The sequence below is a fragment of the Polaromonas eurypsychrophila genome (assembly GCF_014641715.1).
Classification (GTDB): domain Bacteria; phylum Pseudomonadota; class Gammaproteobacteria; order Burkholderiales; family Burkholderiaceae_C; genus Polaromonas; species Polaromonas eurypsychrophila.
In genome coordinates, this window is record NZ_BMIG01000009.1 from 37,740 (window position 1) to 49,610 (window position 11,871).

An 11,871-nucleotide genomic window follows, 5' to 3' on the forward strand; every position below is an offset into this window, starting at 1 on the left:
ACCGGTAAATCCTTATTTCGCAAGGCTGCGGCTAACGCTGACTATGGCCCGGCACGCGCTGCCGGGCAAGGGATGTCGCCGGTCCGACAATTTCTAGGTACAAACCCGTGACACGGCCTGCTTGCACTGTTTGTGCAAATGTGAACAGGCCCGGGCCCAGCCGGGTGCTGCGGCTGCGGGACAATCAAGCCTATGCTCCTTGAAGAAGCCGCCTTTCCTCACCACCGTTTTCTGCGCGGCCAGCCCTGGTTTGCTGCCTTGCCGGACGACAGCCGCGCCCGCCTTCTTGAGCGCACCCTGACGCAGTCAGGCCGTAAGGGGGATGTGATGCTGGCAGCGGGCACGCCGGTCAAAGGCTGGTACGCGGTGCTGTCCGGCCTGGTCAAGCTGCAAAGCACCTCGTCCGAAGGCCGCGTCTCGGCCTTCCTCGGCGTGCCGGACGGCGAGTGGTTCGGCGAAGGCTCGGTGCTGAAAACCGAGCCCCGGCGTTACGACGTGATCGCGCTGCGCGACACTGTGCTGCTGTGCCTGCCGCGCACCGAGTTCGATGCCCTGCTGGCCGACTGCCTGCCCTTCAACCATTTTCTGGTCACACACCTGAACCGCCGCCTGGGCCAGGCCATGACCATCATCGAGGCCGGGCGGCTGCGTTCGCCCGAGCAGCGGGTGGCCCTGTACCTGAGCCGTGTGTTCTGGCAGGGCCGGCGCCGGCTCGTGCTGTCCCAGGAAGAACTCGGCCATCTGGCGGGCCTGTCGCGGCAGACGGTCAACCGCGCCCTCAAGTCCATGGAGCAACTGGGCTTGGTGTCGCTGGAGTTCGGGCGGGTGGCCATGCTCGACGAGCAGGCGTTGGCGGCTTATGCCACCCGACCCGGCACTGCGCCGGACAAGCCGTCCCCAGCCGCGCCTGATGTTTAACCCTGAAGCCACGGGGCTGTTGGCGACGGGGGACAATCTGAACATGAATGCTGTCATCACAGTTCCCGCTGCGGCCATTCCGGGCCTCACATGGCGCAACCGCTTCGCGGCGCTGGGACCGGACTTTTTCACCGAGCTCCAGCCGACACCGCTGCCCTCGCCTTATTGGGTTTCCCGCAACCAGGCGCTAGCGCGCGAGCTCGGGCTGGACGAGCAGTGGTTTACGTCGCAGGAAGCACTGGCCCTGTTCACCGGCAACAAAGTGGCCGAGAGTTCGCAGCCCTTGGCCAGCGTCTACAGCGGCCACCAGTTCGGGCAATGGGCCGGACAACTCGGTGACGGCCGCGCCATCCTGCTTGGCGAACTGCAAACCGCCGCCGGGCCGCAGGAAACCCAGCTCAAAGGCGCTGGCCTGACGCCCTACTCCCGCATGGGCGATGGCCGCGCGGTGCTGCGCAGCTCGATCCGCGAGTACCTGTGTTCGGAGGCCATGCATGGCCTGGGCATTCCGACCACGCGGGCCTTGTGTGTCACCGGCTCGGATGCCAAAGTGCGCCGTGAAGAAATTGAGACCGCAGCCGTGGTCACCCGTACCGCGCCCAGCTTCATCCGCTTCGGGCATTTCGAACATTTCAGTTACAGCGATCAGCACGAACAGCTCAAAACCCTGGCCGATTTTGTGATCGACAGCTTTTACCCCGAATGCCGCGATGCCGACCAGCCCTACGCGGCACTGCTGCAGGCGGTCAGCGAACGCACGGCCATCATGGTGGCTGCCTGGCAGGCCGTTGGCTTTTGCCACGGCGTGATGAACACCGACAACATGAGCATCCTGGGCCTGACCATCGACTACGGCCCGTTCCAGTTCCTCGATGCCTTCGATCCCGGCCACATCTGCAACCACTCCGACACCCAGGGCCGCTACGCCTACAACAAGCAGCCGAACATCGCTTACTGGAACCTGTTCTGCCTCGGTCAGGCGCTGCTGCCGCTGATGGACGGGCAGGAACAGGCGCTGGCCGCTCTGGAGTCTTACAAAACCGTATTTCCTCAAGCGCTGGAAGGCCGCATGCGCGCCAAGCTGGGGCTGTCCGACATGCTTCCCGGAGACAAGGCGCTGATCGAGGGCGTCTTCAAACTGCTGGCCGCCGACAAGGTGGACTACAGCATTTTCTGGCGCCGGCTAGGCACATTTGAGCCCGGCGCGGCCAACGAGGCAGTGCGCGACCTGTTCCTGGACCGGCCTGGCTTTGATGTCTGGTCGCTACTGTATTCAGAGCGCCTCATGCAGGCAGATAAAGGGCTGCGGGCCGATTTGATGCTTAAAACCAACCCGAAATACGTGTTGCGCAACCATCTGGGCGAGCAAGCCATCCGCGCGGCGAAACTTCAGGACTTTTCCGGAGTCGATACCTTGCTGATGCTGCTGCAAGCCCCATTTGAGGAGCATCCGGGCCAGGAAAAATTCGCCGGGTTCCCGCCCGACTGGGCGTCCTCGATTGAAATCAGCTGTAGTTCGTAAGCAGACTTAAAGATCATCTCAAAAGGTAGCACCATGACCGGTAAAATTCAAAAAACTGACGCCGAATGGAAGGCCGTGTTGGCTGAAAAGGGCGCAGAGCGCGGGGCCTTCGAGGTCACGCGACACGCCGCCACCGAACGCCCCTTTACCGGCAAATTTGAGTCGGTGTGGGACGACGGCAGCTACCACTGCGTGTGTTGCGGCAACGAGCTGTTCGACGCCAGCACCAAGTTCGATGCCGGATGCGGCTGGCCCAGTTTTTCCCTGGCGGTGCCCGGCGCCATCACCGACATTGTCGACCGCAGCCATGGCATGACCCGCACCGAAACCGTCTGCAGCCAATGTGGTGCGCATCTGGGCCATGTTTTTCCCGACGGCCCCACCGACACCGGCCTGCGTTATTGCATGAACTCGGCGTCGCTCGATTTCAAAACAAAATAAGGCCTCCACGCTTGTCACTTTGTGAGCCTGCGGCGGTGCGCTGCTCCTTGGACGAAGAAGAGGGGCGCTGCGCCTGCGGACCTGCAAAGCCGGTTGCGCGGCCCCTGTTGAAAGGGATGGATTCAGCCAGCGCTTCTTTCTCGTTTTTTGCCCGCGATAATTAGATTATGAAAATTCTTTTCGACTTCCTCCCCATCATCCTGTTCTTCGGCATGTTCAAGTACGCCGAAGGCAACACCGAATGGGCTGCGCGCACCGCCACCGAGTGGTTGGGCTTCATGGTTTCCGGCGGTGTGGTCGGCACCGCCGAGGCGCCGGTGCTGCTGGCCACCATGGTGGTGATTGTGGCAACCCTGGCGCAGATCCTCTGGTTGGTCGCACGTGGCCGCAAGATCGACACCATGCTCTGGGTCAGCCTCGGGCTGGTCACGCTGTTGGGCGGCGCCACCATTTATTTCCACAGCGAGGCTTTCATCAAATGGAAACCCACCGTGCTGTACTGGGTCATGGGCGGCGCCTTGCTGGTCGGCCAGCTGGTGTTCAAGAAAAATGGCATCCAGAAACTGATGGGCGCGCAACTGAGCCTGCCCGATGACGTGTGGCGCAAGGTCAACTACAGCTGGATCGCTTTTTTCGCGCTCATGGGTTTGCTGAATCTCTGGGTGGCCTTTAGCTTTTCGACCGCAACCTGGGTCAACTTCAAGCTGTTTGGCGGCATGGGCCTGATGCTGGTCTTCGTCATGGCACAGGCAGTGTTCCTGAACAAACACGTCAAGGCCTGATGATGCAGCTGACCGCCGCGCCGCAACCCGTCCACGCCGTTCGCATTGAGGAACAATTGCGCACCCGCCTGAGTCCCACCCACCTGGAAGTGATTGACGAAAGTGCTTTGCACGCGGGCCACGCCGGCGCAAATGCGCAGGGCTTTGGCAGTCATTTTCGCGTGCGTATTGCCAGCCCAGCCTTTGCCGGCAAAAGCCGCGTGGCACGCCACCGGCTTGTGTATGATGCACTGCAAAATTTCATTGATGAGGGCTTGCATGCACTGGCCATCGAGATCATCGAATCACCCTGACTTTTCGCCACCCGCCGTGCGGGCTGCGATAACCACCCCGATTACCCAAGGAAACTCATGAAAAAACACCTTTTATTCGCTGGCGCCCTGAGCGCCCTGATGACTGTCGGTGCGGGCAGTGCCTTTGCGCAAAACGTCGCCATCGTCAACGGCAAGGCCGTGCCCAAGGCCCGCGTGGACGCACTGGCACTGCAACTGTCGCGGTCCGGCCGCCCAGTCACACCCGAAATGCAGGGCCAGATTCGCGAGGAAGTGATCGCCCGCGAAGTCTTCATGCAGGAAGCCGAGAAACTCGGCCTGTCGTCCACCGACGACTTCAAGACCCAGATAGAACTGGCGCGCCAGGCGATCCTGATCCGGGAGCTGTTTGCCGACTACCAGAAGAAAAATCCGGTGACCGATGCCGACCTCAAGGGTGAGTACGACAAGTTTGTCGCAGCCAATGGCGGCAAGGAATACAAGGCACGCCACATCCTGGTGGAAAAGGAAGACGAAGCCAAGGCCATCGTTGCCAGCTTGAAAAAAGGCGGCAAGTTTGAGGACATCGCCAAGAAGCAGTCCAAGGACCCCGGCTCCGGTGCCAACGGCGGCGATCTGGACTGGGCCAACCCGAGCAGCTATGTGCCCGAGTTTGCCGAGGCCATGGCCAAGCTCAACAAGGGCCAACTGACAGACACTCCCGTGAAAACCCAGTTCGGCTACCACGTGATCCGCGTCGATGACATCCGTACCGCCAAGCTGCCGCCGTTCGAGGAGCTCAAGCCGCAAATTACCCAGCAGATGCAGCAGCAGAAGCTGGGGGCCTTTCAGCAAGGCCTGCGCGACAAGGCCAAGGTGGAATAGATCTCGCCGGGCTTCCCGCCCGGACCCCAAAAAAAGCGGCCCTCAGGCCGCTTTTTTCATGTGCTTATGTAATCACACCCGTGGCGGGTCGGTCTCGCGTGCCGTATGGCGGGGACCGCCGACCGCATTGACAAACGCCTCCAGTGCCTGGTCTGCGCCGCCGTCGGCAAACATCAGGCCCGGATCGGGCTGGCCGTCCGGCAGTGCTGCCGATACGCCGGCTTTGTCGATCAAGGCCCTGGATGCGCCCAGCACCAGAATAGTCTTGCAGTGCCGGTACTGGTCCTTGATGAACTCCATGGTGTGTCCATCCTTGGCCAGGGCGGCCACGGCCGCCTCGCCGTCCGGCAGCACCAGGGCATCGAACAGGAAGCCAGGCTCGTTCTCCAGCGAAGCATCGGCATCCAGCATGTCGCCTTCGTCGCTTGTCACCGGCCCGATGTGCGGAGCGACCAGGCGTGCTACCGCACCCTGCGCCAGCAAGGCCTCCTGAACAGCGACGATAGAAGCGCCGATCACTCCCGGAGCGACCAGAATCGCGACCTTGCGTCCTCTGGGGGAACCATCACCCGGCCGGGCCATCAGCGACAGCGTAGGCGACTTGCTGACTTCGGCCCGCGCCGGTTTGGCCAGTGCGCGTGGCATGGGCGCCGGCATGGTGTCCATGCCCAAGCCGTCGGCCACCTTGCGCGCCAGGTCCTCGGATGCATTGCGCAGCGAGGACACCATGCGCTCACGGATGGCTGGCACCGTCAGTTTGCTGAGTTCGAAACGGAAAGCCGCAGCAATGTGGGCCTGCTCAACCGGCGTCTGGCTTTCGTAAAACAACGTGGCCTGGGTGTAGTGATCAGCAAACTTTTCAGGCTTGCCGCGCACCTTGGCCTGCTCCTCCTTGGCCTGCAACCCCGCTGCCACCGTCACAAAGCCCTGCGCGGAGCCGGCCTGGAAAGGGCAGCCGCCGCCCAGCGAATTGGGCTCGTAAGAAACCCGACCCCGGTGGATCGCCTGGCGGTGCATCCCGTCGCGCTGGTTGTTGTGCACGGGCGCAATCGGCGCGTTGATCGGAATTTCGTGGAAGTTCGGGCCGCCCAGTCGGGAGATCTGGGTATCCACATAGGAGTGAATGCGGCCGGCCAGCAGCGGATCGTTGGAAAAGTCAATCCCAGGCACTACATGCGCCGTGCAGAAAGCGACCTGTTCGGTTTCCGCGAAGAAATTGTCGGGGTTGCGGTTAAGCACCATGCGCCCGACCTTCTGTACCGGAACCAGCTCTTCAGGGATGATCTTGGTTGCATCCAGGATGTCGAAGCTGAAGTTCTCGGCCTGCTCTTCGGTGAATATCTGCAAGCCCAGTTCCCACTCGGGGAAGGCACCGGACTCGATGCGCTCCCACAGGTCGCGGCGATGGAAGTCAGGATCAGCGCCGGAAATTTTCACCGCTTCGTCCCAGACCAGGGAGTGCGTGCCGTATTTCGGTTCCCAATGGAACTTGACGAACACCGACTCGCCGGCTTCGTTGACCAGCCGGTAGCTGTGCACCCCAAAGCCCTGCATGGTGGCGTAGCTGCGCGGAATGCCCCGGTCGGACATGGCCCACATCATCATGTGGGTCGATTCAGGCATCAGTGAAATGAAGTCCCAGAAGGTGTCGTGGGCGCTGGCGGCCTGCGGCATGGCATGGTGCGGCTCGGGTTTGACGGCATGCACCAGGTCGGGGAATTTCATCGCGTCCTGGATGAAAAACACCGGCATGTTGTTGCCCACCAGATCCCAGTTGCCCTCGTCGGTGTAGAACTTGACCGCAAAACCGCGCACGTCGCGTGCCGTGTCCTTGGAGCCGCGCTCGCCCGCAACGGTGGAGAAGCGCACAAACACCGGCGTGATCTTGCCGGCTTCCTTGAATGGCGCGGCCTTGGTGTACTGGGCCAGCGGCTCGTAACACTCGAAAAAGCCGTGCGCGCCGGAGCCGCGCGCATGCACGATGCGCTCGGGAATGCGCTCATGGTCAAAGTGCGTCAGCTTTTCACGCAGAATGAAATCTTCCAGCAAAGCCGGGCCGCGCAGGCCGAACTTCAGCGAGTTCTGGTTGTCGGCGATCGGCACGCCCTGGTTGGTGGTGAGCACCTGGCCACCTGAATCGACGCGCACACGGTCCAGCGGTTCGATGGTGGCGTTCAATCCCTCCAGCGCAGTGCTGCCGGTTTTTTCGGTGCCGTTTTCCTCTGACAGCGTGCTGCCAGTGGCCAGCCGGGACGGCGAATCGACGGTGGCGCCACGCTGGGGGTTGATGGCATTGTCAAAACCGTGTTCGAGCGGTTTGCTGACGTTGTGGGGCATGGCCCGCGCCAGGGCCTGGACTTCGGCCATCTTGCGGGACGGCAGGTCGCCGGCGTCAATGGGTGGGGCTGCAGCGGAACCGCTGTCGGTGTTGCGGGCGGCAGCCTTGGCTGCCGCATGGGGTTTGGGTGATTTAGGCATGGTTTAGGTTCAGGAGGGCAAGAGGCAAAATTGCCAGTACCGACGTTAGGAGGCGATGCGCGGACGCCTTGTAGGACGCCGCCTATGTACGAGGCGGGAATCAGCGAAGCCCTCCGCCTTCCCGCACTTCCCCGGTTGACGGATGTAGCGCCAACCGCTCCAATAGATGGCATACCAACCAACCAGGAGATCGCATGTCCCAGCCCTCGCCTTCCACCACCCGACTGTTGCGCAAACTGCTTGCCGCAGCCGCCTTGTGCAGCGCGACGGTGGCGTTTGCCCAGAATGGAAAGACCGAGGTGTTGTGGCTGGGTCAGGCCGCCACCCGCATCACCACACCCACCGGCAAAGTCATCATGATTGATCCCTGGCTGACGTCCAACCCCAAGACACCGGCCGACTTCAGGGCGCTTACCGGCGTCGGCAAAGTTGACCTGATCCTGGTCACGCATGCGCATTTCGACCACTTCGCCGACGCGCCCGCGCTGGCGTTGATGCACAAAGCCCCGATGTATGGCCCCGCCGGCATGAACCAGACCGTCACCGCCCTGGGCATCCTTCCGGCGGAACTGGCACCGCGTTTCGGCAAGGGCGGCACCATCATGCCCTTCGGCCCCACGGGCGTGAAAATCACCGCCGTGCGTGCCGAACATTCGTCCGAGCTGGCCTATAAAAACCCGGCCACCGGCAAGGATGAGGTGCATGTCGGCGGCGAGCCGGTCGGCTTCATCCTGGAAATGGAAAACGGCTTCAAGATTTGGCACATGGGTGATACCGGGGTGTTCGGCGACATGCGCCTGATTGGCGACATGTACCGTCCCGACCTGGTGCTGATCCCCATCGGCGGCCACTTCGTGATGAATCCCGCAGACGCCGCCATGGCGGTGCGCGACATGATCAAACCAAGATTCGCGCTGCCCATCCACTACGGCACCACCCCCGTGCTGCGCGGCACGCCGGCTGAATTCCTGAGCGCCCTGGGTACGGCCCCCGGCACAGCCCGCATGTTGGTCGGCGAGCCTGGTCAGAAATTCGACTTCTGATGCACTACCTTCTCCGCCCCCTCCTCTGCCTGGGACTGGTCGCCACGCTCGCAGCCTGCGCCACGTCTTCGCCGCCACCCGTCGCCGAGCTGGCGCCTACCGGCAAGCTGCGTGCTGCCATCAACTTCGGCAACCCCATCCTCGCGTTGCGCAATGCCGATGGGACGCCACGCGGCGTGTCGGTCGATCTGGCCAATGAGCTGGGCCGACGCATCGGCGTGCCCGTGGAACTGGTCACCTTCACCTCCGCCGGCGTCTCGGTGGACGCAGTCACCAAGGGGCAGGTGGACATCGGTTTCGTTGCCATTGATCCGGTGCGTGGCGCGGGCATGTACCAGACGGCACCCTATGTGGTGATCGAAGGCGCCTACCTGGTGAAAAACGCCTCGCCCATCACACGCAACGAGGACGTGGACAAGCCCGGCGTGCGAATTGTGGTTGGCAACGCCAGTGCCTACGACCTCTACCTGACGCGGGAGTTGAAAAACGCCAAGCTGGTGAAGGCGCCCACCTCACCGGCCGTGACGGATGTCTTCCTCGCACAGAATGTGGAAGTGGCGGCCGGTGTCAAGCAGCAGCTGGAGGCCGATGCCAAACGCGTGGGCGGCGTGCGCCTGCTGCCCGGCCGCTTCATGGTGATTAATCAGGCCATGGGTCTTCCCAAAGGCCGCGATGCGGCAGCGAGATACGTGGAAAGCTTCATTGAGGAGATGAAGGCCTCGGGTTTTGTGGCTGAGGCCTTGGCGCGGCACAAGATCGAAGGCGCGGCGGTGGCCGGCCCTCATCGCTGAAGCGCCCTGCCTTCAAAACACGCGTTCCCAGCGTCTGAACACGGGGCCGGCCTGGCCAACGCGGGCCGGCTTTTTTTTTCGTGGCCCTGCTACTTTCCTACTTTCCTACTTTTCTTTTCCTCTGCCCCTTATGACATCTGATACCTCCGCCTTCTGGGACTTCCCCTACACCTCCCAACGCATGCCGCTGCTCGCGCGCAACGTGGTCAGCACCTCGCAACCGCTGGCGTCGGCCGCCGGGCTGCTGATGCTGGCGCGCGGCGGCAATGCGGTTGATGCCGCGCTGGCCACGGCCATCACGCTGACGGTGGTGGAGCCCTGCATGAACGGCATAGGCGGCGATGCGTTTGCCATCATCTGGGATGGCCAGCGCATGCACGGCCTGAACGCCTCCGGGCGCGCGCCGCGCCGCTGGACACCGGAACATTTCTCTCGCTACGAGGCCATGCCGTCGCGCGGCTGGGACTCGGTCACCGTGCCCGGCACGGTCTCGGCCTGGCGTGCACTGTCGGACCGATTCGGCACGGTGCCGTTTGCCGAACTGTTCGAGCCAGCGCTGCGTTACGCACGCCACGGCTACATGGTATCGCCCACGGTGCACCGGCAGTGGCAGGCTCAGGTGGTCGAGCTCATGCCGCAGCCGGGCTACCGCGAAGCCTTCGCACCCCAAGGACGCGCGCCCCTGCCGGGAGAGCAGTTCATTTGCCCCGGTCAAGCGCGGACCCTGGAGCGCATTGCCGCCAGCAAAGGCGACGACTTCTACCGGGGCGATCTCGCCAAAGCCATCGCCGACCATGCGCGTAACACTGGCGGGCTGATTGATGAGCATGATCTGGCCGCACATCAGGCCGACTGGGTGGAGCCGATTTCGGTGCGTTACCGCGAGCTCACCTTGCATGAAATCGGCCCCAGCGGTCAGGGCATAGGTGCCCTCATGGCACTTGGCATGCTGCAGCACTTTGACCTGAAGGCGGCCGGCGTGGACTCGGCGCTGTCGCAGCACCTGCAGATCGAAGCCATGAAGCTGGCATTTGCCGACCTTCAGGAGTTCGTCGCCGACCCGGATGCCATGCACACCGTATCGGCTGCTGATTTGCTGAGCAGGTCCTACCTGGCTGCGCGCGCCAAACTCATCGACCCCGAGCGCGCCGCCCCTGCGCGCGCCGGCTCACCGCACAGCGGCGGCACGGTCTATCTGACCGCAGCCGACGAGCGCGGCATGATGGTGTCTTTCATCCAGTCCAACTTCAAGGGTTTTGGTTCCGGCGTGGTGGTGCCCGATACCGGCATCGCCCTTCACAACCGCGGTTGGGGCTTTACCCTCCGGCCCGGCCACCCCAACCAGGTGGCACCGGGCAAACGCCCCTTCCACACCATCATTCCCGGCTTTTTGACCCGCGACGGTCTGCCCCTCATGAGCTTTGGGCTGATGGGTGGGTCGATGCAGGCGCAAGGCCATCTGCAGGTCACCAGCCGCATTGCCGACTACGGCCAGAACCCCCAGGCCGCCAGCGATGCGCCGCGCTGGCGCGTGATGGACGACAACAGCTCGGTGGCGGTGGAATGGAATTTTTCGCAGGAAGCCGTAGCCGGGCTGCGCGCGCGCGGCCATCAGGTCACGGTGGCTCCGCGTTTCAACACCGAGTTCGGCTGCGCGCAAATGGCGATGACCACGCAAAACGGCTACATTGCCGCGTCGGACCATCGCAAGGACGGCTACCCCGTCGGCCTGTGAGCTGCCGTCTGGTCAAGACAGGACTGATTACTCGACGACGATCTTGCGGTCGCGAATCAGCTTGCTCCAGCGGGCGGTGTCGGTTGCCACCATCTTGCCCATCTGCTCAGGCGTGCCGCCAGCAGGCGTGGCGCCCAGGGTGGCAAGCCGCTTTTGCATCTCTGGATCCTGCAATGCCTGATTGAAGGCGGCATTGACGCGGCTGACGATGTCGGCGCCCGCGCCCTTGGGTGCATAGATGCCAAACCAGTTGCTAACGTCGAAACCCTTGAGACCCTGTTCGGCGAGCGTTGGCACGTCGGGCAGGAAAGGCACGCGCTGCGGCGTGGTCACACCCAGCACGCGCAGCTTGCCCTCCTTGATGTTGCTCTGGGAGGTCACATAGTTGTCCATCAACATGTGGACCTGGCCGGACATCATGTCGTTGAAGACCAGTCCGGTGCCGCGGTAGGGAATGTGGGTGATGAACACCCCGGCCTGCGCCTTGAACAACTCGCCGCTGAGGTGGCTGTTGGTGCCGTTGCCGCTGGAGCCGAAATTGAGCTGGCCGGGCTTGGACTTGGCCAGCGCAATGAACTCGGCCAGGTTCTTCACCGGCAGGCTGGCCGGCACCACCAGCACGCTGCTGGTTTGAGCCACATAGACCACCGGCACAAAATCCCGCTCGACGTTGTACGGAATCTTCGGATTGATGATGGGCCCGATGGAATGTGTGCTGCCGGTGGCAATCAGCAAGGTGTAGCCGTCCGGTGCGGACTTGGCCACATGGTCCGAGCCGATGGTGCCGCCAGCGCCGGGCCGGTTGTCGATGACGATTTGCTGGCCCAGTTTTTCCGACGCTTTCAGGCTGATGGTGCGCGCCAGGATGTCGGTGGCACCGCCGGCCGGGAAAGGTACGACCAGGCGCACAGGTTTGACCGGGTAAGTCTGGGCGTTTGCCCCGACACCGATGAAGACCGCGCCCAAACCTACAAACACGCTCAGTAAATATCGCTTCATCGTTGATCGCTCCCGGTTTAAATTGC

At 62.8% G+C, this 11,871-nt stretch carries 11 protein-coding genes; 9 read left to right on the forward strand and 2 right to left on the reverse strand.

Going from position 1 to position 11,871, the window contains the following annotated elements; all coding sequences use genetic code 11:
- Positions 1 to 192 precede the first annotated feature (192 nt).
- The 6 genes from IEX16_RS12875 (at position 193) to IEX16_RS12900 (ending at position 4,799) form a co-directional block, all read left to right on the forward strand.
- On the forward strand, positions 193 to 918 hold the full coding sequence (locus tag IEX16_RS12875) for a Crp/Fnr family transcriptional regulator (protein WP_188708890.1): 726 nt from the start codon (positions 193 to 195) through the stop codon (positions 916 to 918).
- A 43-nt stretch (positions 919 to 961) separates the two neighbouring features.
- The gene (locus IEX16_RS12880; protein ID WP_188708891.1) at positions 962 to 2,440 is read left to right on the forward strand and encodes a protein adenylyltransferase SelO; all 1,479 of its coding nucleotides are present in this window, start codon (positions 962 to 964) and stop codon (positions 2,438 to 2,440) included.
- Between the two features lie 33 nt (positions 2,441 to 2,473).
- Positions 2,474 to 2,881: a peptide-methionine (R)-S-oxide reductase MsrB gene (msrB, locus tag IEX16_RS12885; RefSeq protein ID WP_188708892.1), complete on the forward strand. Its 408-nt coding sequence runs from the start codon at positions 2,474 to 2,476 to the stop codon at positions 2,879 to 2,881.
- A gap of 167 nt (positions 2,882 to 3,048) precedes the next feature.
- On the forward strand, positions 3,049 to 3,663 hold the full coding sequence (locus tag IEX16_RS12890) for a septation protein A (protein ID WP_188708893.1): 615 nt from the start codon (positions 3,049 to 3,051) through the stop codon (positions 3,661 to 3,663).
- Positions 3,664 to 3,665: 2 nt separating this feature from the next.
- Entirely contained in the window at positions 3,666 to 3,956 is a 291-nt protein-coding gene (locus tag IEX16_RS12895) for a BolA family protein (RefSeq protein ID WP_188708894.1), read from the forward strand.
- A gap of 57 nt (positions 3,957 to 4,013) precedes the next feature.
- Complete coding sequence (locus IEX16_RS12900; protein WP_188708895.1) at positions 4,014 to 4,799, forward strand: peptidylprolyl isomerase; 786 nt, start codon at positions 4,014 to 4,016, stop codon at positions 4,797 to 4,799.
- Between the two features lie 72 nt (positions 4,800 to 4,871).
- On the opposite strand, the gene IEX16_RS12905 is transcribed toward IEX16_RS12900, so the two are convergent.
- A complete protein-coding gene (locus IEX16_RS12905; RefSeq protein WP_188708896.1) occupies positions 4,872 to 7,277 on the reverse strand; it encodes a catalase in 2,406 nt (801 codons plus the stop codon).
- Between the two features lie 194 nt (positions 7,278 to 7,471).
- On the opposite strand from IEX16_RS12905, the gene IEX16_RS12910 reads away from it, so the two are divergent.
- The 3 genes from IEX16_RS12910 to IEX16_RS12920 all read left to right on the forward strand — a co-directional run bounded on the left by IEX16_RS12910 (position 7,472) and on the right by IEX16_RS12920 (position 10,846).
- Entirely contained in the window at positions 7,472 to 8,320 is an 849-nt protein-coding gene (locus IEX16_RS12910; protein WP_188708897.1) for a metal-dependent hydrolase, read from the forward strand.
- Complete coding sequence (locus tag IEX16_RS12915; RefSeq protein ID WP_188708898.1) at positions 8,320 to 9,111, forward strand: ABC transporter substrate-binding protein; 792 nt, start codon at positions 8,320 to 8,322, stop codon at positions 9,109 to 9,111. The genes IEX16_RS12910 and IEX16_RS12915 overlap by 1 nt, the downstream gene beginning before the upstream one ends.
- A 130-nt stretch (positions 9,112 to 9,241) precedes the next feature.
- Positions 9,242 to 10,846, forward strand: a complete 1,605-nt coding sequence (locus IEX16_RS12920; protein WP_229676330.1) for a gamma-glutamyltransferase family protein — start codon at positions 9,242 to 9,244, stop codon at positions 10,844 to 10,846.
- 27 nt (positions 10,847 to 10,873) lie between these two features.
- On the opposite strand, the gene IEX16_RS12925 is transcribed toward IEX16_RS12920, so the two are convergent.
- Entirely contained in the window at positions 10,874 to 11,845 is a 972-nt protein-coding gene (locus tag IEX16_RS12925; RefSeq protein WP_188708899.1) for a Bug family tripartite tricarboxylate transporter substrate binding protein, read from the reverse strand.
- Between the last annotated feature and the right edge of the window lie 26 nt (positions 11,846 to 11,871).